We start from the raw sequence: 23270 nt of genomic DNA, 5'->3' as shown, positions 1-23270 counted from the left end.
TTTTAGTGTAAATAATTATGATATTGATAATTATTATATAATAATAATTATCAATATATGAGTGTATGAATTTGGGGTTTTTAAGAAATAAGACATTTTTATTTTTGATTTTACCATTTTTCATTTTTGTTTTAATAATTTTTTCTATTAATCTATTTGTTCAGGTTCAAATTTATTCTGCAAAGTTTTTTGTTGTAAAATATCTTGAATCGAAATTTGGCTTTAGTATCAAATATGATAAAATTTCACCGTATTTTTTATCATCCATTAAAATAGATGGTTTAGAGCTAAGCTTGGATGGAAAAGATAAAATATTGATGGATGTTGTTAGAGTAGATTTAAATTTGTTTAAATTAATTTTAGGCGATGAAGATATTATTTTAAATGTTTATGTTAAAGGAAGTAATTTGAATTTTGATATAAACGATTTTGCTTTATCCGATAATTTAAATTCTAGTAGTGTTTATTCTGGCAATGAAAATGCAATTTTAAATAAGATTTTAAACTATCTTTATAGATTAAATATTAATTTAGAAAATATTAATATTAATATTAAGCTTAATAAGAATAATAGTTGTTTGAATTTTAAAGTTAAAAATTTTTCCTTGAGTACTGTGGATGAAGATTTTTTATTTAGCTCTGTGGTTGATTTTGGCACCGTTAAAAATTTAGGAGTTAATTTATCGTCTGAAGGAGTTGATGATGGAATTTTAGACTCAACTTTCTATTTTGAAGGGAAATTCAAAAAAGGCTTTGAGGATGGTTATGTTAATTTTAGTTTTTTTGAATTTAAAACAAGCTATTTTTCTTTACTTGAGCAAGGATTTCAAATAAATTATTCAAAAGGCAATTTAAAAATTTTTAATTTACGAAGGGAGAATTTTGATTTTAATTTAACTTATGATAAAGCTAATGGTTTTATTCGATTAGATTCTTTATTTTTAAATGTTAATCTTTTAGACTGGATTAAGTTAAACAAAAATCTTGAAGCTTATAGGGATTATTTTGATATAAGTTTAAATGGTCAGTTGGCACTTTCTTATGATTTTAAAAATAAAGATTTAAGATATGCGGGAATAATAGATTCTTCTTTAAATGTTGACACTATAGGCAAAGAAATTCAAGGGTTACAACTTGAAATTAAGGGGGATGATAGCATTGTAAGCGTTAAAAATGCTTTTTTAAAGCTTAAAAGAGGGGTTGTAAATTATAAAGGTTATTATTCTTTAAAGGACTTTCTTCCGATAGGGCGTCTTAACTTTAAGTCTGCAAAAATTTTAAACTTTAACGACTTAAATGGGTATTTGGATTTTAAAAAAGATAAGAATATTTTTTTAGTTAAGTCGGATAATTTTAGTCTTGGAAGTCTTGGTTTGCAAAATTTAAGTTTAAAAACTTGGGTTTTAAAGGATAAAATTCTTGTTGATTATTTGATTTATTTAGAAAATGAAAATTCTAAAATTTCTTTAAAAGGCGATCTTAATGATGAGGAATTTTCTTTCAATTTAGGCATCAAAGAGTTTCCTCTACTTTTTTTAAAAGAAGTTATTCCTAGTTCATACTTAACAAATTTTTTGCCCAAGACTATATTTTCGGGTAAATATTTGAATTTAGATTCTGATTTTAATTTAAATAAATTTGATTACCATAAAAATAGATTAAAAAAATTCAATTTCATGGTATTTTCTAAACTAGATAATTTCAAATTCATGTTTGATGCTAGTGGAGAAAAAAATTTTTATAAATCAAACAACTTTGATTTGCAGTACAATGATCATAATTTACATTCTAGTTTGTTTGTTGAGTTATTTGAAAGTGGGTTTAACGTTAGCACGAATTTTTCCTATTTGGATAAAAATTATCCTTTGTATTTTAATATTAATCTTAAAAATAAGATTATTGTTGTTGATTCTCCTCTTGGCATCAAATTGGATTTCAATTATTTTGATTCTAAAATAATCTATACGCTTAATGTTAATGATTTCAGAGTTTACAATAAAACTTCTGATCTTTTGATAAATATAAATTCTTATGGGGACTATTTAGGGTCTAATGACTATTTGAAATTTAAAATAGATAATTTTAATATAATAAAAGCTTCTAAAGTATCCCATTATAATTTTAATTTTGGTTTTAAGGGTTTGTATGAATATGATAAATTGTACATTTCCGATGTTAAATTTGTAAACAAACTTTCAAATTTGCAAGGATATGGACAATTCAATTTAAAAGATAATTTTAATGGAAGTTTGAATTTATTTTCTAGCTTAAATTCAGAACGATATTTTTTAGGGGTTAATTCTGATAAATATGGAAGTTATTTTTTGTTTAAATTTCAAGATTTAGATTTTTACAATTTTAGTTCTTCAACCCTTTTGGAAGGGAAAGTTAATGGTAATTTTTTATTAAATTTTAGAAATGATAGTTTTAAAAATTATTCTTTGACTGGATATCTTGAAGCTGATAAAGTAACTTTATTGGGTGTTCCCATGCAATTTTCTCTGAATTTGGGGCTGTTGGATAACAAACTTAACATATATGATATAAAAGCCAAGCGCAACAAAAAAGAATTTCTTACCGGTAGCCTAAGATACGATTTAATCAGTTCTATAGGTGTATCTAATATGGTTTTTAATAATGACCTGATTTCTTATAAGCTTAATGCAAATTTTAGAAACTTTGAAAATAGAGATGAAGAGCGATTTGGAATTTTGAAAACCAAAACTGAGGGCGAATTCTTTTTTAGAGATATTAAATATAAAAATGAGTTTTTATCTAATCTTACGGTTGAATTTAGCAATGATTTTGAAAAATTTAATATGACTTCAATTGATTATGACCTTATTGATGTTTTATACCATTATGGTAGTGGAGAATATAAATTTAGTTTAAAAGATTATTTACCTCTTAGTTTTAATTCGTCAGGCAAAATAATTAAAAATAAAATTCTTGGAAATATCAGAGATATTAAATTTGATTCAAAAATAATCACCAAAGATTTTTTAGATTCACATTCTTTATTTAATATTGACAGTCATTTTATTCTTTATGATCTTGTTTTAAATGGTGAGATTGATATTGATGGGGATTTGTACAATCCTAATATCAATGGAAGTTTAAATATTCAAAAAGGATCAATAAGCACTGAGTATTTAAGAGCTTCTAGAAAGTTTGGCGGTGATAGGGCTTTAGAAATATTTGATATGCCAGTTGAAATTAAAGATAATAAAATCATTTTTAGTAATGAGTTTAATTTAGATCGATATTCTAAGGTTTTTGTTTCTACCAGTTTAAATTTAAATTTTTTAAGTGATACTATTATTGATTATTATAAAATAGATATTAATGTGACTGGTAGGACAGGAGTTCCTATTAAGTTTGACAAGATTGCTTTAAGCTTTACAGGTTACGCTTTAGGAAGTTTTTTAATTGAAGGAAATGCTGATGAAATTATGTTTAAAGGCATTTTTAATATTTCAAATGCTTGGGTTTATTCTCTTGAAAGTTCTATTGTTGATTTATTGGTAAATCCCTTCAAGAAAGCAAAAATAGCTCAAACATTTGATATTAATGATCGAGATTTTGATATTTCAACTCATCTTGAGATAAATTTTGATAGCGGTGTTACTTTTCATTGGCCTGATAGTAATATTTCTTTTTTACAAGCTACTATTTCAAGAGGAGATAAGCTTGTAATAGAATCTGACACAAAAACAGACGATTTTATTATTAAGGGAGATTTGAATATTACAAGTGGTTTTGTTAATTATAATAATAAAAAATTTATCTTTAAAAGTGGTGCTTATATATCCTTTAATGAGAATAGAACTAAATTTGATCCATGGATCAAAGCGGAGGCTACAAATACTATTAAAGATAGAAATGACAAGCTGCTTGTTACAATAAGTATTGACAGCCCTTTGAGTTTATGGAAAATTGAGTTTATGTCTTATCCCTCTAGGACTGAGCAGGAGATTAAATATTTGCTCTCAGGCTTAACAATGGGGGGAGTTGAGGGGGAGGGAGGGGGATTTAGGTCAGCAGGAATCAATGCTGCTGAAATGGCAATTGGAATAGTGAGTGACATTGCTCTTGATTTTTTAATTCAACCCATTGAAGATTATATGCGTTCTGTATTAAACTTAGACTTGTTGAGTATAAAGACAGATATATTAAAGAATTCTATTAATAGTAATTTTTTTAAAATTGGAAATCCTACTTTTGTTGATGTTCTTGACAATACAAGTGTTAAGGTAGGGAAATATCTTGTTGAGGGTGTTTTTATTAGTGGAGGCTTTGGTTTTTTGAAAGAGCAAATGACTCCTTTTTCAAAAGATTTAAATTTTGTTGTCAATTTAGGTATTGAGTTTGATTCTCCATTTTTTTTGGTTAATTATGAGTTTGATTACAATTTTATGAAAAAAGGTTTAGATGGAATAGGAAATAATATAGGTATTTCTTGGAAATTTAAATATTAAATTGTTAAGAGGTTAAGATGGGTCTAATTAGAGGTTTGGTTTTTGTATGGTTTTTAATGTTCTTTGTTGTTTTTGGTTTTGGTCAAGTTGAAAATTACAACGGGAAAATAATAAAGAGTATTAATTTTGAAGGACTTAAAAATAAAAAAGAGACGGATTTTATTGATATTTTAAAACCTTATATTGGCGTGGCATATTCTAATGAAATTTTTGATAAATTACAAGTTGATCTATATTCTCTTGATTATTTTTCTGGGGTTATTAATCCGATGTTTAAAATAGATGGTGAGGATCTTTTTATCACATTTACTGTAAAAGAAAAATCTTTGGTTAATTCTGTTGTTTTTTTTGATAGTAGTAGAGTTTTTTGGAATAGTGAACTTGTTGAGAAGGTTAATATTAAGACTAATGAGCCTTTAAATCTTGCAAGTGTTAACAAAGGTCTTGAAAAGCTTGAAGAGATGTATAAAGACATGGGATATCTTGAAGTTTCTGCAAATTTTGAAATCAAGGAAGAGGAAAATTTAGCTGATATTATTTTTAATATAGTAGCTGGTCCTAAATATATTGTTAAAGGGATTGACTTTGAAGGGAATTTAAGCTTTAAAAGTAGTACTTTAAGAAAGTCTTTAGCATCAAGAGTAGCATCTCTTTTCTCAGATGGTAAATATTTAAAAAGTAATGTTGATAAAGACAAGCATCAACTAGAGTCTTTTTATAAAAATAATGGATATATTGATATTAAGATTATCAATAGTATTGTTGATATTAAAGATTCTATTAAAGGTTCTCAAAGGTTAGAAAAGGAAGTTTTTTTGAAATATTTTCTTTCAGAAGGCAATGTTTTTAGATTTGGAAAGCTTGAAATTTTTGGTAATTCAGTTTTTAGTTTAGAAGAATTAAAAAGTTTTATTACCTTTAAGGAAGGTGACATTTTTAATAATTCTAAATTTGAGCAAGATTTTGTCAAAATTAAGGAGAGTTATTTTCAGGAAGGGTATATTTTTACAGAAATTATTCCTTCACAAGAGATAAGAGGGGAATTTGTTGATTTTGTAATTAAAATTTTAGAAAAAGATAAAGCCCACATAGAGTCTATTACTGTTTCTAAAAATAAAAATACGGCTTCGCATGTAATACTTAGAGAGATCCCTCTTCAAGAAGGGGATGTTTTTAGTTTGGATAAGTTTAGAATGGGCATGGTAAATTTACAGCAGCTTGGTTATTTTTCAAATGTAATTCCCGATATTGTTCCAAGTAATATCGAAGGACTTATGAGGATAAATTTAAACATTGAGGAGCGAGCAACAAGTAATTTTGGATTTGGTATGAATTTTGGAGGCAATTCAAATTCTTCGTTTCCATTTTCAATATTTGGGCAATGGGAACTTTCTAATTTTTTAGGCGAAGGTTATTATTTTGCTGCAAGATTAAATTTATCCTTTTTAGAGCAAAGTTTAAGTTTGACATTTAGAGACAATTGGTTTTTCCAGAAAAGGTGGACCGTAGGTGGGTTTATAGATTTTTCACATTCCGTAAATACTGCTTATCAGGATATTAATGGACCTATTTTTTCTGGCAAAAGGGAAGTTCCTGACCCATTTACAAGTTGGGAAGAATATCGAGATATTAAAAGCTTTTCTGATTTTAATGCTATGAATTATTCTTTGCTTAAACTTAGTTTTGGAGGGTTTACGGGGTATACTTTTTCTAATTATCTTGGTAAGCAAACTTTTCTTGGTACTTTACAAACCGCTTTAAAATATGTTTTTTATGATCATGAGGTTAATAGACCCTCAAATTATTATTTAAGAGACAATTATAAAACTTTTAGATTTGAAAATTCTCTTAGTTTGAGTGTAGCTTGGGATACAAGAAATTCCACTTCTTTATCTAATAGTGGATTTTTGCTTAAGCAGCAGTTTGATTTTTTCGGTGGATTTTTATTTGGTCAGAGCCATTTCATTAAATCCGCTACAACTTTTGAGAGATACTTTTCTCTTTTAGGATATGAAGATGTGTTTACCCCTTATTTTGATATTATTTTGACTTTAAGGAGCGTCTATTCAAATATATTGCCCCCTCTTGGTAATGGCTTTGAAATTGAAATTCAACCTCATCATCATATAATTCTTAGTGAAAATTTTATGCAGGCTAGAGGCTGGGGAATTTTGAAAAATATTTACAGCTCCTTTGTAAATACTATACAAATATCGATTCCTTTGTTAAAAAATATTTTAGTTTGGGATGTTTTTTTTATAGATTTTGCTGCTTATTCTTTAGAAGGACAAGAAAATTCTTTATTTAGGCCTTTTAATAGTTTTGCTTTTAGTTGGGGAACTGGAATTAGAAGTCTTTTGCCCCAGTTACCACTGTCTTTTGTAATAGCTTATCCTTTTTATTTTGATAATAATGAAGTTAACAGTTATTACAAATATTTTTCTGGATTTAAATTTTTCTTAGGAATTGAAATGAGATATTAATATGATGCTAATGCTATGGAGAAATTTGTGTTTTTTTTGATTTTACCATTGTTTTTTTTATTACCTTTTAATGTTTTTTCAATAGATGTTATTAAGATAGGCATTGTTGATTTTGATAGAATTGTTATTGAAGTTTTAAATCCTCAATTGAAAGCTAATCTAGATCAAATAAAAAATCGATATCAAGAACAAATAAATGCCTTAAATTTAGAGCTTAAAAATTTAAAAGAGCTGTATGACAACTCGATTGCTGCTAATGATTTAGATAATGCAAGGTCTTATGGGAACCAATATAATTTGAAAGTTGATGAGTTAAAGAGAGTTTCTAGTTTAGCAAAAAATAATTTAGAACAGCAGAGATTGATCAATATTAATAGTTTAAATAATAATAGTGAATCTTTAAGCAAAATACTTAGCGGTATTCAATATGTTGCAGAAATTAATGGATTCTCTTTAATTATGAAAAAAAATAATCCGTATATTCTTTACCATAACAGCACTGTTGATATAACAGATAGTGTTGTTAAGTATCTTATAGAAAAAGAGAATAAAAATCCTTAAGCACTTTTTATTTGGATAAATTATTTAAAATTTGTTTATTTTCTTTACTTTTAGTAATTGCATTAAAATATTGCTTTTAAAGTCTTTTTAGCATTTTGTATTCTTTCTTTTTAATTGAATTATATTTATTTTATAATATTAGCAATAATTCAATATTATTTAGGAAGCATATGCCATATGGAAAAAAATGTTACCCCAATGATGAGGCAGTACTTAGATATTAAGAAAAAATATAAAGATGCTATCATTTTTTTTAGAGTAGGAAGTTTTTATGAAATGTTTTTTGACGATGCAATTGAGGCAAGTAAGCTTCTTAATCTAACGTTGACAAAAAGGGAAAATGCTCCAATGTGTGGGGTGCCTTGTCATACTAGCAGAGAATATATAAAAAAATTAATTTTGTTTGATAAAAAGGTTGCAATTTGTGAGCAGACGTCTAATTCTACTTCTAGTGGACCTTTGGAAAGAGAGGTTGTTGAGGTAATAACCCCGGGTGTTATTCTTGATGAAGATTTTTTAAATGATGATGTTAATAATTATTTAGTTGCCATTAGCGATTATAAAAATTATTATTCGTTTTCTTATATAGATTTATCTACTTCTAGTCTTGGAATAATGTTTTATGAGGATAGTTTTTTTGAAAAACTTAAAAGAGATCTTGAAAAATACTCTCCCAAAGAGATAATAGTTTCTGAAGATTTTTATTACAAATACTTAGAAAAGCTTAATTTTAATCGTTTTTTGATTAACAAGGTGCCTGCTTGGCATCTTGACAAGGATGTTGCAATAAAAACAATAAAGGAACATTTTAAAATACTAGGTTTGAGTTCTCTCGGATTTGATGAGGAAAAGCCCTACTACATCTCAATTTTTCTCATTATAAATCATATAAAAAATAATTTAAAAAATTTATTAATTAATATTGATAGAATAGACATTAATAATGATTCTTCTTATATGTTTCTTGATGATGTAACTCAAGTTAATCTTGAGCTTGTAAAAAATAATAATGATTTTTCTTCTCAATATTCATTGTATTCTGTTTTAAATGATTGTAAAACAGCAATGGGAAAAAGACTTTTAAGAGAATTTATTTTAAATCCAATTTTAAATATTTCTGAGATTAATACTAGACTAGATCATGTTGAATTTTTTTGCAAAAATATTGGATTAACCGTAACTTTAAGAGAAACTTTTATTAATATATGGGATATTGAGAGAATAATATCTAGAATTCAAATGAAAAGATACATTAAAAAAGATTTTTTATTTATTGAAAAAGCCCTTTCTGTATTTTTTTTGGTAAAAAAATTATTTGACAAGCATAATTTTGATTATTGGAATTTTAATAAGTTTGAAGAAGATAGTGTTTCTGAAGTTTATTGTTTGATAAATAGTTCAATTTCAAATTCATCTGATGAGCTTATTAAAAGAGGTTATGATTTAAAGCTTGATAGTTTAAAAGATTTAAAGATTAATGCGAATAAGTATATTGATGAATATCTTGAATCGGAGAGACTGCTTAGTAAGATCAATAATCTAAAGATTAGAAAAACCAATAATAGGGGATTATTTTTTGAAGTTACAAAAAGTAATTATGCTCAAGTGCCATCCCATTTTATAGAAAGTCAAACTTTAAATTCTTCAAAAAGATATAAAACGGAAAAACTTATTTCTCTTGAAGTAGATATTAATAATGCTGAAGACAGTGTATTTGCTTTTGAGCAGGAAATTTTTGATGAAATAGCATCAAATGTTGTTGAACATAATAAAGTTCTCAAGAAGGTTGCAGAATTTTTTGCATATATTGATTTAGTTGTTAACTTTGGTTATTTGGCAAAAAAAAATGAATATAAAAGACCTGTGTTGACATATGATAAAGAAATTTTCCTTGACAAGTCCAGACATCCTGTTGTTGAACACTATGTGAAAAACACCGAAATCTTTACTGAAAATTTCGTAAAAATTAATAAAGAAAAGTATTTCTGTTTAATTACTGGTCCTAATATGGCAGGTAAATCGACTTATTTGCGGCAGGTGGCTTTAATTACTTTAATGGCGCATATAGGTTCTTTTGTGCCAGCTGCTAATGCTATAATAGGTATTACTGATAAAATTTTTTGTAGAATTGGAGCAAGTGATAATATTGCTAAAGGGGAATCCACTTTTTTGGTTGAAATGAACGAAACAGCTAATATTTTAAGAAATGCAACAGAAAAGAGTTTAATAATTATGGATGAAGTTGGAAGAGGTACCAGTACAAACGATGGACTTGCTATTGCTTATTCTATTGTAGAATATATTTTAGAGTATATAAAAGCTAGAAGTTTGTTTGCAACACATTTTCATGAACTATCAGCTATTAATCATGAAGCTTTTATTAATCTTTCAATGAAAATTGAAAAGCAAGGAAATGAGCTTGTTTTCTTAAGAGAAGTCGAAGAAAAGCCGTCTCTTAATTCTTATGGAATTTATGTTGCTCGAATAGCAGGACTTCCTTTAAGGGTAATAGATAGGGCTAGTGTTGTCCTGGAAAGTTTAGCTAGCCGAAAAGATAGTTCTTGTTTAGAATTTTTTTCCCACGCTTCTTCTGATATCTATGATAGAGATATCTTGAAAAATGATACTGATGTTCATATTGAATTAAATGAGTATTTAGAGTTAAAAAATTTTATATCCAATATAGATATTAATAATATTACCCCTTTTCAATCAATTGAGCTTCTAAATCAAATTGTTTTAAAAGTTGGTTCTCAATCTAGTTAGTATGGGATATTTAAATGTTATAAAAAGTATATTTTTGCCTTTTTGTAGTTTTTGCAAAAAAAGATATGTGTCTTCTAATGCTCTTTGTGATCAGTGTAAATTACTTTTTAATTTTAAAATTAAATTTGATAAAAATTTAATTTATTTTTTTGAATATAAAGAACATTATAAATCTTTAATTTTGTCTTACAAGATAGATGGTCAAAAGTCAATTGGAAGGTTTTTAGCAAGTGGAATTGCTAAATGTTTGAATAATATTGATTTTGATCAGATAGTAACTGTTCCTTGTAGTTTTAAAAGAAAATTATTTTATGGTTTTGATCACATGGAATATATTGGTATTTTATTAAATCGTTTTGGTTTTAATTATATGAATGTTTTTTCAAGAAAGTATGGGAAAAGCCAGAAGTTAATGAAAGGGAATCTAAGATTTAGAAATCTGGAAAATAAAATTAAATTAAAGCCAAAGTATAAAAATTTTAAATTTAAAAAAATTGTTTTGCTTGATGATATTGTTACTACAGGAACATCTATGTGTATTTGTGAAGATCTTATTATACAATTTGGAGCTTATAAGGTTATAAGATTTTCTTTGGCCAAATCTTATAATTTGGTTTAATGTTGACTTTATTTTTTCTAAGTGTTAACCTTGATTTAAGGTTTAGCTATGTATTTAATAAGGTTCTTTTAAAAGAACCTTATTAATTTTAGGAATGCGATTGATTAAATATTTTGACACAAATAATGAAGTTTTTAATTTAATAAAAAATTTAACAGAACGTTTAAATGTTGAAATATTAGAAATTAATATCTTTAGAAATAAAAATAGTGGAAAAATTCAAATAGTTCTTTATAGTAAAAATTTTTCTTTGGGTGTTGACTTGCTGACCGATTTGCATAAAATGATTTTATTAATTTTGGAAGCAAATCTTAAATATAGTTTTGCTTTGGAGCTTTCTACGCCTGGAATAGATAGAAGAATAAAAAGTGATAGAGAGTTTCAAATTTTTGAAGGTAAAAAGATTAAGTTGATGCTAGATAATGAATTTGAAGAGGGTTTTATATTAGAATCAAAATCGAAAAGTTTTATTTTTAAAACTGATAGCAAAGAATTAAATGTTTTTTATAGTGATGTTAAGAAGGCCAGGTTAGTTTAATAAGGAGGAATTTTGGATGATAAAGGGCACGGGACATATGATTGTAAATATTGCAAATGATCGCAGTATGAGCGTAGAGTCTATTAGAAAAACAATTAAAGAATCAGTATTAATAGCTTATAAAAAGTATTTTGGAAGCAATGAGAATGCTTTTGTTAAGTTTGATGATGATACGGGAGATTTGGCGGTTTATGCAAAAAAGAAAATCGTAGAAGAGGTAAAAGATTCTTTGCTTGAAATTTTAGAAAAAGATATCTCAAAGGAAAATATCGTAGAAGGTAATTATGCTTACATTGAAATTAATCCTAAAGTTTTTGATAGACTTTCTATTCAGGTTGCAAAACAAAGAACCAAAAGTGATTTGCAAGGAATTGAGGATAATGAAATTTTATCAGAATTTAAAAGCAAGTTAAATAAAGTTGTTATTGGGTATGTTCAGCAAAATAGAAATGGTGATCTTTATGTTAATCTTGGAAATACGGATGGTGTAATTCCCAAAAAGTACCAATCGCCAAGGGAAATTTATAGCCTTAATGATAAGATTAGAGTTTTAGTTTATAATGTCAAAAAAGGTAAAAATGGCGTTGAAGTTATTCTTTCTAGAACCCATCCAAAGTTTATTGAAGAGCTTTTAGCACTTGAAATTCCTGAAATTGAAGAAGGCATTATTAAGATTCATAAAATAGTTCGTGATCCTGGTTATAGAATAAAGGTAGCCGTTTATTCTGAAAAAGAAGAGATAGATCCTGTTGGTCCTTGCATAGGACAAAAAGGCGTCAGAATTCAATCTATAATTAAGGAACTTGAGGGAGAAAAAATTGATATTATACCTTACAGTAAAGATATTAAAGAATTCATAAAGGATTCTTTAACTCCTGCAAAGATAGATCATGTTTATATTCTTGACGAAGATTTACATAAGGCTTTAGTGGTTGTTAGTGATGATCAACTTTCTCTTGCTATAGGTAAAATGGGTCAAAATGTCAGACTTGCTAATAGACTTCTTGACTGGGCTATTGATGTTAAAACCAGCAGTCAATTTGCAGAAATGAAAGCCAATTCGGAGTTTAAGCAAGAAACGCTGGAAATGTTTGATAAAGTTATGCAAGATGTTTCTGAAGAGGAGCAATTTGAAGAGATCAGCAAAATAAGTGATCTTAAATTACTTGATGCTTCTGTGATTTCTAACTTATCGAAAGAGGGGCTTAACGATATTAACAATTTTTTACAAGCAAATGAAGGAGTTCTTTTTAATCTTGGAGTAAGTTATGAAAAACAAGAAGAAATTAACAAAATATTAAAAGAGGGGATGATAATAATTGCTAATGAGAATGATGGAGATATGGAAAAAGTTGAGGAAGATGAGGAGCTTCTTTGTCCCGAATGTGGTTTTGTTATTAATGAAAATATGACTTCCTGTCCGGGGTGTAAAATAGGGCTTAGTTTTGAGTTCGAGGAGGAGTGAGTTTGTCGGAAAATATTGATGATATAAAAAATGAAGATGGTAAAAAAATTAAGATTATTAAGTTGAAAAAGAAGGTGATAAAGATTGTAACGCATGGTGATTTAGGCAGTAAAAATAGTTCAAGTAGCTCTGTTGATTTGCATAAGCACGACAGAACCGGTGGGTATTCTCAAAACAGAGACAACAGAACCGGTGGGTATTCTCAAAACAGAGACAACAGAACCGGTGGGTATTCTCAAAATAGAGACAACAGAACCGGTGGGTATTCTCAAAACAGAGACAACAGAACCGGTGGGTATTCTCAAAACAGAGACAACAGAACCGGTGGGTATTCTCAAAACAGAGACAACAGAACTGGTGGGTATTCTCAAAACAGAGACAACAGAACTGGTGGGTATTCTCAAAACAGAGACAACAGAACCGGTGGGTATTCTCAAAGCAGAGACAATAGAACCGGTGGGTATTCTCAAAACAGAGACAATAGAACTGGTGGGTATTCTCAAAACAGAGACAACAGAACCGGTGGGTATTCTCAAAACAGAGACGGTTTGGCTTCTCAACAATATCAAGGTTCGACAAAAAAAACATATATTACTAAAAATAATCCTCAAAGCAAATATCCGACTTCTGTTTCTTTTAGAAGAGTTATAAAGGCCAAAGTTCCCCCTATTGTTAGTAGTGCATCTTCAGTAGATTCTGAGAATAGCAAAGAGTTAAATCGTAAACTTGGTGAGAAGAAAAAACAACAACAAGAAAGTCAAAAAAGCTATAAGAGGAAAAAAGCAGAAACTGAGAGCAAAACAATTGAACAAAAGGTTTTTGAACAACTTCAAAAAAAGAAAAGAGAAAATTTGGCTAACCCTATTCCCAAATCAATTGACATTATGGGTAGTATTACTGTTGCGGATCTTGCAAGAAAGATGAATTTAAAGTCTTCTGATTTGATTGCTAAATTAATGGCCTTGGGTGTAATGGTGACTATTAATGAAAAGATAGATTCTGATACGGCAACCATTTTAGTTGAAGAATATGGTTCAAAAGTTAATGTTGTTTCTATCTATGATGAAACGGTCATAGAAGAAGAAGTAGAGGATCAAAGTAAAAGAATTGAAAAGCCCCCTGTTATTACAATAATGGGTCACGTTGATCATGGTAAAACTAAGTTACTTTCCGTGCTTCAAAATGTAGATATAAATCAAACAGAGTCCGGAGGTATTACTCAACATATTGGAGCTTATACTATCGGTTATAATGGACGAGAAATAACATTTTTGGATACCCCTGGTCATGAAGCTTTTACTATGATGAGAAGTCGTGGAGCTCAAGTTACAGATATTGTTGTTCTTGTTGTCTCAGCAATTGATGGTGTTATGCCTCAAACCATTGAGGCTATTAATCATGCAAAAGAAGCAAATGTTCCGATTATTGTTGCTATAAATAAGATTGATTTGACGGATTCAAATCCCGATAAAATTAAACATCAGCTTTCAGAATACGGCTTGGTGCCTGAGGATTGGGGAGGAGATACTATTTTTGTGTTGATTTCTGCTCTTAAGAATATAGGAATTTCTGAACTTCTTGATATGATTCTTTTGCAATCGGATATGATGTTATTAAAGGCAAATCCATCTAAAAGAGCTATTGGAAAAGTGCTTGATGCTAAGATTGATTTGGGTCGAGGAATAGTTTGTTCTGTTATTATCGAAGATGGAACTCTTTATGTAGGAGACTCTTTTGTAGGTGGGGCATGCTATGGCAAAGTTAAGGCATTAATTAGTGACAAGGGTGTTTCTGTTAAGAGTGTTGGGCCTGCTAAAGCCATTAGTGTTTTAGGATTTTCTTCAATGCCTCAGGCTGGGGATCCTTTTCAAGTAACTAAAAGTGAGAAAGAAGCAAAATTGATCAGTTCCAAAAGACAAGATCTTAAAAAATATGAATCTTCTAAAAATGTAAAGAAAGTTACCATGTTGAATCTTTATGATTCAATCAAAGAAGGAGCTCTTAAGGAGCTTAAAATAATCTTAAAAGCAGATGTTCAAGGTTCAGTTGAAGCTTTAAAGAATTCTCTTGAAAAATTAACAAATAATGAGGTTCGAGTAAGAGTTGTGCATTCATCAGCAGGTGTAATAACTGAAACAGATATCAGTTTTGCTTCAGCAAGCGATGCTATTGTTATTGGATTCCATGTAAGGCCCACTGTAAAAGCTCAAGTACTTGCAGATCAGGAAAAGGTTGAAATTAGAAAGTATAATGTTATTTATGATGCTATAAGTGATATTAAATCAGTTCTTGAGGGAATGCTTGAACCAGATGTTGAGCAGCAGTTTATTGGTTTTGCTGAAGTAAGGGCTGTTATTAATGTTCCTAAAGTTGGAGTAATAGCGGGTTGTTATGTTTCTAGAGGTCTAATAAGACGAGATGCCATTACTAATGTGATGAGAGATGGTTTGCAGATTCATTCTGGTAAAATATCATCTTTAAAGCGATTTAAAGATGATGTTAAAGAAGTTGCTGAGCAATATGAGTGTGGTATTATGATTGATAACTATGCTAATATTAAAGAAGGAGATATAATTGAAGCATTTGAGATAAAAAAGGTAAAAAAATCTTTTAAAACTTAATATTGCTTTATTTATATGTGTTTATGTATAAAAATATAAAAAAGTTTAAGCTTGAAAGTTTTATTGCTCAAGAAATTGGCAATTTAATAGTGAGCAGAGGAATTAAAGACCCGAGAATTCATTCATTTTTAACTGTGGTTAAGGTAGAATTTTCAAAAGATTTAATAAATGCTAAAGTGTTTGTGGGTTCAATCAAAGAAGGTGCTTCTTTGGACAATGCAGTTAAAGCTTTAAATAATGCTAAGGGATTTATTCAAAGTCAAATTATCAAGAGAATTAAAGTTAGAAGTACCCCTAAATTATTATTTGTTAAAGATGATTCTCTTTCTAAGTCATTTTATGTTAATAAAATAATTGAAGGATTAAACACTACAAGAGAGAATTAAATTTGGAAAATGGATTCCTTATAATCAATAAAGAACAATGCAAAACTTCTTTTGAAACTCTTTTCCCTATAAAAAAATATTTTAATACAAGTCATGTTGGGCATGCTGGTACACTTGATAAATTTGCCAGTGGTGTTTTGATTGCTCTTGTGGGGAAATATACCAAGCTTGCAAAGTATTTTATTTCTTTAGATAAAGAGTATCTAGCAGAATTTAGATTTGGATTGGAAACAGATACCCTTGATCCAAATGGAAGAATAGTTAATAAAACGGATTATATTCCTAATTTAGAGGATATAGATTTAAAGCTTAAAGATTTTGTGGGAGAGATTTATCAAAGACCCCCTAGGTTTTCTTCTGTTCATATTGATGGTAGGAGAGCCTATAAACTTGCTTTGAATGGAAATTTTTTTGAAATTAAAAAACGAAGAGTGAATATTTATAATATTCAAAGATTAAACTATGATTTTAGCTCTGCTTTACTTAGTTTGAAAATTAGTTGCTCAAAGGGTACTTATATTAGGAGTATTGCAAGAGATTTATCTTATTCTTTAAATTCTTGTGCTTATGTTAGTAATTTAAAAAGGACTAAAGTAGGTATGTTTGGATTAGAAGATTCCATATCATGTGAAAATTTAAGCAAATCCTCCTTAATTGATTTAGAGTCTTTAAGAAGTTTCGAAAGTGTTTATGTTGATTCTAGCAAGATAAATCTTGTTAAAAATGGGGCTTACTTTGAAATTCAAATCAATATTAATGAATTTAAGATTTTAAAATCCAGAGAAGGTGAAGTATTAGCAGTCATTGAAGGAATAGGTTTGAATAAATATAAATACGTTATTATATTTTAATTTTGTATTTATTTTTTTAAAAAATTTAATAGTTTACTATTAAAAATAACTTAAAATAACCTAAAAAAAGGACAAATTGTTTTTGTGATTTTCTAGAAAAAATATTATAATCTATCATAGTAGTTAGTTTAAATTATAGCAAGAGGTTTTTAGGGCTTTGCTATAATGGTATAGGAGTTGCTTTATGATAGATAAAAAACAAAAGCAAAAAATAGTTTCTGAATTTGGTAAAAATGAAGGTGATACTGGTTCTGTTGAAGTTCAGATAGCACTTATTACGGGCAGAATAAAATACTTAACTGAGCATTTAAAGGAAAATAAAAAAGACTATAGTTCAAAAAGAGGCTTATTAAAGTTGGTAGGGCAAAGACGAAGTTTATTGCGGTATTACCAGAAAAGAGATTTAGAAGCTTATAGGATGTTGATTTCTAAACTTGGTCTTAGAAAATAAAAAGAGGTTGAATTTTGAGGAAAATATTAAAGTTGAAAATAGGCAGAGACGAGTTAGTGTTTGAGACGGGATTTATGGCCAAGCAGGCCAATGGATCGGTTCTTGCAACTTATGGGGGATCTTCAGTGCTTGCAACTGTTTGTTGTTCAAACAATGTGAGAGAAGATTTAGATTTTGTTCCACTTTCTGTTGAATATAATGAGAAATATTATGCAGCCGGTAAGATTCCCGGAGGATTTATCAAAAGAGAAGGAAAGCCAAAGGATAAAGAGATACTTGTTTCTAGATTAATAGATAGACCAATGAGACCTCTTTTTGATAAAAGATTTGGTCGAGAAATTCAAGTAATTCCTACAACTTTAGCAACAGATCAGCTTAATCCCCCTGATATTGTTGGAATGAATGCTGCTTTTACGGCGGTTTTTTTATCAGATATTCCTTTTAATGGTCCAATTGCGGCTGTTAGAATGGTTTATTTAAATGGTGAGTTTATAGTAAATCCGTCTTTTGAAGAGATTCATGATTCTGATCTTGATATTGTTGTTGCAGGAAGTTTAAATGGAATCACAATGGTAGAAGGTGGTGCTAATGAAGTTGGTGAGGATATTTTGCTGTTAGCAATAGACGGTGCACATGAATATATTAAACAAATTTGTAATGCTCAAAAAGAATTTTTAGATATTGTAGGTAAAAAAGAAAAGCTTCCTTTAGCTTTTGAAGAAAAAATATTTGAATTTAAAGAGGAGCTTAGGGATTTTATTTATGCTGAGCTTAAAGAAGCATGTTTTGTTAAGGGAAAGCTTAATAGAGATAAAGCTATAACTTTGCTGCGAAATAAATCTTATGAACATTTTTCTTCTTTTGAGAAATTAACCGATGATAATGAGTCCCTTTTTAACAAAGCTTTTGATGATTTTGAAAAGGAGATTGTTAGAAATTCTATTCTTAATGATAAAATTAGAACAGATGGTCGAACTCCTAATGAGATAAGAGATATTATTGCAGAAGTTGATATTTTAAGCAGAACTCATGGATCTGCACTTTTTACAAGAGGAGAGACACAAGCTTTAGCAGTAACTACTCTTGGTACAAGCATTGATGAACAAATAATGGATGATATTGATGGCGATAAGCGTCTTAATTTTATGCTTCATTACAATTTTCCTCCATTTTCAGTTGGTGAGACTGGTAGGCTTATGACTGGTAGGCGCGAGATTGGTCATGGTCATTTAGCTCAAAGAGCTTTAGAGTCAATGGTTCCTGGGAAAAGCGATTTTCCGTATACCATTAGAGTAGTTTCTGAGATTTTGGAGTCTAACGGATCTTCCTCAATGGCTACTGTTTGCGCTGGAAGCATGTCTTTAATGTCTGCGGGAGTGCCTGTTAAAAGGCAAGTTGCAGGAATAGCTATGGGACTTATTAGTGAAGGGGATAAATATGTGGTTTTAAGTGATATTCTTGGGGAAGAGGATCATCTAGGCGATATGGACTTTAAAGTGGCTGGTACAAAAAATGGAATTACTGGATTTCAAATGGACATTAAGATTGAAAATGTCTCTAAGCATTTAATGAAAGATGCTCTTGAGCAGGCAAGAATAGGTAGGATGCACATACTCTCCATTATGGATACTGTAATTCCAGATTCAAGAATTGGTATATCTAAGTATGCTCCCAAAATTGTTCAACTTCAAATTGATATTGATAAGATATCTCTTGTAATAGGATCTACTGGAAAAACTGTTAAGGCTATAACAGATGAATTTGAAGTTAAGGTTCAAATTGAGCAAAATGGGAAAATTATTCTTTTCGGCGATGATGATTTTAAGATGCAAAAGGCCAAAGAAAGAATAGAGAGTATCGTAAGAGAACCAAAGGTAGGTGAAATTTATGAAGGAACCGTTAAAAAGATTAATAGCTTTGGAGCTTTTATTGAACTTACTCCTACAAAGGAAGGATTTTTAAGCACTCGATTAAAATCTAGAGACAATAAATATGGTTCTGGGAGGTTTGGGAATGGTAATAGATACTCTAGATTTAGTGGTAGCGGAGACAGTATAAGGAGTAATATAGGGTTAGTTAGGCCTCCAAAATTAGAAGAAGGTCAGCGAATTAAAGTTAAAATAATTGATATAGACAAATTTGGGAAAATTGATCTTGAAGTTGTTAGGGATAAAGATTATTGAAATAATATGAAATTTGTTTTTAATAATTTATTTAAAGGTTGTCTTATATGTTTTGTCTTGTTTTTTTCCTGTCTTACTGCAAGTAGATCTATTCAAGATTCTCATATTAACGATCTTGTAGAGAAGAAAGAAGAATCGGTCGTTATTGATGATAATAGTAACGTTGATAATGATAGTGAATTTAAAAGAGATTATTTGTTAGGATTAAAAGATAATGAATCTTTTTTTCTTAGTAGTGCTTTTTTAAAAGAAAATAATTTTTATTTTAAAAAAGCCAGAGAAAGTTATGCTAAGAAAAGCATTGGTTTGACGAACTACTATTTAAATAAAATAGTAGTTAATGATAATCAGCATAACAGGGAATTGTTAGCTAAAGTGAATTTGTTTTTAGGATATATAAATTATGAGAATGGTTTTTACGATCTTTCTGAATATAATTTTGATCTTTTTTTAAAAGATTATAAACATTCTCATGCTAGTTTAAGATCAGCCGAATTGAAATATCTTGCTAAAGAAAAATTTGAAGCAATTTCTGCATTTAAAGAGATTGATGAATTTTCTATTTCAGGTTATGACAAAGAAATTTATAACTTTTTAAGTAATAAGCTTGGTATAAGTCATTTAAACCTGGAATCTTTAGGATTTCTTGACAATAGTGTTTTTGATGCATTTGTTTTTAAAGAGAATATATTTGTAACTAATATACTAGGTGGACTTTTAAGATATAATGTAAAAAAAAATGATTATAGAGTTTACCTTAAAGATAAAAAAAGCATTTTTTTAAATGGTATTAAAGGCTTTGCAGATCATAATGGGAAAATTTATATTGGAGGGAAAAATATTATTTATTATATAGATGATATTGATGGAGATTTGAAGCAAATAAATGTTCCCAATAATGCTGATTTTAGCAATATACAAGTTTTGCTTGGTGTTAAAGATGGAATATTTGTTGGTACTTTAAATTCTGGGTTATGGTTTTATGATTTCAAAAATTGGAAAAATGTACCACTTGGATCTAAGAAAATTTCTTCAATGTGCTTTGATAGTCTAAAAAATTTATTATTAGTCGGAACGGTTGACAAAGCTATTTATAGTATTAATGTTGATAGTTTGGAAAAGTTTAAACATTTAGATTTTTTTAGCAAAAATGATAATGAAAAAAATATTAATTTTATAAAAAGATATAAAGATAGTTATTTTGTTGGAACGTATGGCGGGGGCCTTTTTGAATTACATTTAAATAAAAATAGTTATAAAAAGCACGTTATTGCTAATAATATCGATGTTAATTATTTTATGGATATGGAGATTAAAGATAAAAAGTTGTTGTTTGCAACTTTTGATCATGGGTTATTGATTTATGATTCTGAAAATAATAATTGGGACTATTTTGGACCTAGTAATGGGCTTCTTAATTTAAATTTAATAAAAGTTTCTAGATTTGGAAATTATGTCATACTTGGTACTCTTAATAACGGCTTGGTTTTTATAGATGAAAATATTAAAAAGCAATTATGAATCTTACATAATTGCAGAATTTTTTAAATATTTTTTAATTACGTTTTTATTTTTCTTTTTCGTGTTTTTTATAAATCAAATTTTATTTTTTATGAGAATACTTCTTCAAAATTATGTTCCCTTTTTAAAAGCTTTTATTTTTATCATATACTCTCTTCCCATGGTGATTGCGCTTTCTCCACCTTTTGCTTCTTTGATTTCGGTAATTCTCACTATTCATAAATTCAAGATTCATAATGAAATTTTAGCTTTTCGTTCAATTGGTATATCAATTTTTGATTTACTTGTTCCATTTTTTAAATTGGGAGTAATTATTGTTATTATATCTTTTATATCTAATGATATTTTACTTCCACTGGGATCTATTGGTAGATTGAAAATTTTTAATGAAATAAAAGAAGAAGTTCCTCATTTAGTATTAAAGCCTTATTCAAGCAAGCAATATGGAGATTTAATTTTTGTTTCTGGGGAGAAATCAGAAAATGGCTATAAAAATGTAACTTTTTTTGATAACACTGGGCTTAAGGGCTTTGATAGAATATTTATGGCAAAAAATCTTGATATTAGAAAAGAAAATTTTCAAGTTTATTTTATTTTGAACGATGTTCTATCTATTGCTTTAACTGACAGTGAGAGTGGATTTTATGATTATTTTTATGCAGATAAGATGAAATATTCAATCGATCAGGTAACATTTAGCGATAGTTTTTTATTAAATTATATAACTCCTTCGCAAATGAGTATGAGAGATGTTATAAAATTAATTAGAAAACAAAACAATTCAATTGCAGATTCAAATATAAAAAATAATCTAGAAGGGGATTTTTTAAGTTTAAATTTTTCAAACCTTTATTTAAATTATTTATATAATCAAAACTACTATGTAGATGAATCTTATGTTTTTGAAAATTTAAACTATATGTATAATCTAAATTCAAGTTTTAAACCCTATCAAGATCAAAGCATGATCCAAAATTTAGCTCTGTTTAATCTTGAATTTTATCAAAAGATTAGTTTGCCACTTTCGGTTTTATTTTTCATTTTTTTGGCTTTTTCAATGGGGATGTATTCCAATAGGAAATATTCTATTATTCTTGAACTTGTAATTTCAATTATTGTTTGTGTTTTTTATTGGGTAATGTTTATTGGTGGAAAAGTTTATACTGTTCAGTATGCACCAAATCCCATCGTTGTTACTATTTTGCCCAATTTGATTTTAATTGTTGCAGGAGCAATTCTTTTTTTGAGATTATTAAAAAAATGAAAATAGATAAGCTTTTTGCAAAAAGCATCATTCTTACCTTTTTATCCATGAATTTGCTTTTCATGATTTTAATTGTGCTTGGTGATTTATTTGTCAATCTTCTCAATTATCTTGAAAAGAATATTGACTTTAAGGATATTCTTTATATTTATTATTTGTATTTGCCAAAAGCTTTCTCTGATGGAGTTGCTTTATCTTTTCTTTTTGCCATTTCCAATCTTATTGGCAATCTCTCTATGAGAAATGAAATAATAGGGCTTTTTAGTTGCGGGGTTTCGCTTACCAGGATATTGAGACCATTTATTTTGATTAGCATATTTATTTCAGTTGTTCTTTTCTTTTTTGATAATTATTTAGTAATAGATAGTGCAGCAAGAAGAGATATTCTTATTAAAAATAGTATTGGTGATGGCGGAGCTAGCGATAAAACTATAATAATTAGAGATTTTGCTAGAGAAATCTATAATATTAAATCTTATGATATTGATGAGAATACTTTTTCTAACTTAATTATTATAATTAAAGACAATAAAGATGATTTTCAAAAAAGGTATGATATAAATAAAGCTGAATGGAAAGATGATAAATGGAAGCTTTATGGTGTTAGAGAGTTTGTTAATGTTGGTAGAAAAATTGAGGAGAATTCTTATGGTGTTCTTGATGGGACGGGAATTATTAAGCTGGAGCCAGATTACATAAGAATCATGATGTTGTCGTCAAAGGCATTAAATTTTACTAAACTTATTAATTGGATAAGTTTTCTCAAAAATGAACATTTAAATTATTCTGATGCATTGTTTGATTTGCTAAATAGGGTATTTTTTTCATTTAGATTGATTCTTCTTAGTTTTACTGTTGGGTTTATTGCTCTTGCTCTTAAAAAAAATATTTTTATACTAAGTTTATTAAATAGCATTGCTTTTGCCGTTGTTTATGTCATTTCTATTGTAATTTTTAATTTTTTAGCTGATCTTGGCTATTTGCATATATATGTAGCAAGTTCTTTTACAACCATATTTTTTTTGATTATCAATTTTCTTGTTTATAGGATTGTTAGGAAATGATATATATAATGATTATTTA

15 protein-coding genes are annotated in these 23270 nt (G+C 28.3%); all 15 read left to right on the top strand.

What is annotated here, in order from left to right; translation table 11 throughout:
• Window positions 1-65: 65 nt before the first annotated feature.
• The 15 genes from QIA41_RS00255 (at window position 66) to QIA41_RS00185 (ending at window position 23251) form a co-directional block, all read left to right on the top strand.
• A complete protein-coding gene (locus tag QIA41_RS00255) occupies window positions 66-4478 on the top strand; it encodes a translocation/assembly module TamB domain-containing protein (protein WP_320292073.1) in 4413 nt (1470 codons plus the stop codon).
• A gap of 17 nt (window positions 4479-4495) precedes the next feature.
• Window positions 4496-6961 carry an outer membrane protein assembly factor BamA gene (gene bamA, locus QIA41_RS00250; protein WP_320292072.1) on the top strand — a complete coding sequence of 822 codons (2466 nt, stop codon included), beginning with the start codon at window positions 4496-4498 and terminating at the stop codon, window positions 6959-6961.
• Window positions 6962-6988: 27 nt separating this feature from the next.
• Window positions 6989-7522, top strand: a complete 534-nt coding sequence (locus QIA41_RS00245) for an OmpH family outer membrane protein (RefSeq protein ID WP_320292071.1) — start codon at window positions 6989-6991, stop codon at window positions 7520-7522.
• A 177-nt stretch (window positions 7523-7699) separates the two neighbouring features.
• Window positions 7700-10288, top strand: coding sequence for a DNA mismatch repair protein MutS (gene mutS, locus QIA41_RS00240; protein ID WP_320292070.1), 2589 nt, complete (start codon window positions 7700-7702; stop codon window positions 10286-10288).
• 1 nt (window position 10289) lies between these two features.
• Window positions 10290-10907: a ComF family protein gene (locus QIA41_RS00235; protein ID WP_320292069.1), complete on the top strand. Its 618-nt coding sequence runs from the start codon at window positions 10290-10292 to the stop codon at window positions 10905-10907.
• A gap of 94 nt (window positions 10908-11001) precedes the next feature.
• A complete protein-coding gene (gene rimP, locus QIA41_RS00230) occupies window positions 11002-11445 on the top strand; it encodes a ribosome maturation factor RimP (protein WP_418909353.1) in 444 nt (147 codons plus the stop codon).
• A 16-nt stretch (window positions 11446-11461) separates the two neighbouring features.
• Window positions 11462-12910, top strand: a complete 1449-nt coding sequence (gene nusA / locus QIA41_RS00225) for a transcription termination factor NusA (protein ID WP_320292067.1) — start codon at window positions 11462-11464, stop codon at window positions 12908-12910.
• 2 nt (window positions 12911-12912) lie between these two features.
• Window positions 12913-15531 (top strand): translation initiation factor IF-2, encoded by a 2619-nt coding sequence (infB, locus tag QIA41_RS00220; RefSeq protein WP_320292780.1) that lies wholly within the window; start codon window positions 12913-12915, stop codon window positions 15529-15531.
• A 23-nt stretch (window positions 15532-15554) separates the two neighbouring features.
• The gene (gene rbfA / locus QIA41_RS00215) at window positions 15555-15917 is read left to right on the top strand and encodes a 30S ribosome-binding factor RbfA (RefSeq protein WP_320292066.1); all 363 of its coding nucleotides are present in this window, start codon (window positions 15555-15557) and stop codon (window positions 15915-15917) included.
• Window positions 15918-15919: 2 nt separating this feature from the next.
• Window positions 15920-16768: a tRNA pseudouridine(55) synthase TruB gene (gene truB / locus QIA41_RS00210; protein WP_320292065.1), complete on the top strand. Its 849-nt coding sequence runs from the start codon at window positions 15920-15922 to the stop codon at window positions 16766-16768.
• 184 nt (window positions 16769-16952) lie between these two features.
• Window positions 16953-17219: a 30S ribosomal protein S15 gene (rpsO, locus tag QIA41_RS00205; RefSeq protein ID WP_320292064.1), complete on the top strand. Its 267-nt coding sequence runs from the start codon at window positions 16953-16955 to the stop codon at window positions 17217-17219.
• Window positions 17220-17233: 14 nt separating this feature from the next.
• Window positions 17234-19402, top strand: a complete 2169-nt coding sequence (gene pnp / locus QIA41_RS00200; protein WP_320292063.1) for a polyribonucleotide nucleotidyltransferase — start codon at window positions 17234-17236, stop codon at window positions 19400-19402.
• A gap of 6 nt (window positions 19403-19408) precedes the next feature.
• Window positions 19409-20923, top strand: a complete 1515-nt coding sequence (locus QIA41_RS00195) for a ligand-binding sensor domain-containing protein (RefSeq protein WP_320292062.1) — start codon at window positions 19409-19411, stop codon at window positions 20921-20923.
• A complete protein-coding gene (locus QIA41_RS00190; protein ID WP_320292061.1) occupies window positions 20898-22187 on the top strand; it encodes an LptF/LptG family permease in 1290 nt (429 codons plus the stop codon). The genes QIA41_RS00195 and QIA41_RS00190 overlap by 26 nt, the downstream gene beginning before the upstream one ends.
• Complete coding sequence (locus tag QIA41_RS00185) at window positions 22184-23251, top strand: LptF/LptG family permease (protein WP_320292060.1); 1068 nt, start codon at window positions 22184-22186, stop codon at window positions 23249-23251. The genes QIA41_RS00190 and QIA41_RS00185 overlap by 4 nt, the downstream gene beginning before the upstream one ends.
• Window positions 23252-23270 lie beyond the last annotated feature (19 nt).

The sequence above is a fragment of the Borreliella sinica genome, assembly GCF_033969665.2.
GTDB lineage: Bacteria > Spirochaetota > Spirochaetia > Borreliales > Borreliaceae > Borreliella > Borreliella sinica.
The sequence above is the reverse complement of the archived record's forward strand: the minus strand, read 5'-3'. Positions and strand labels throughout refer to the sequence as shown.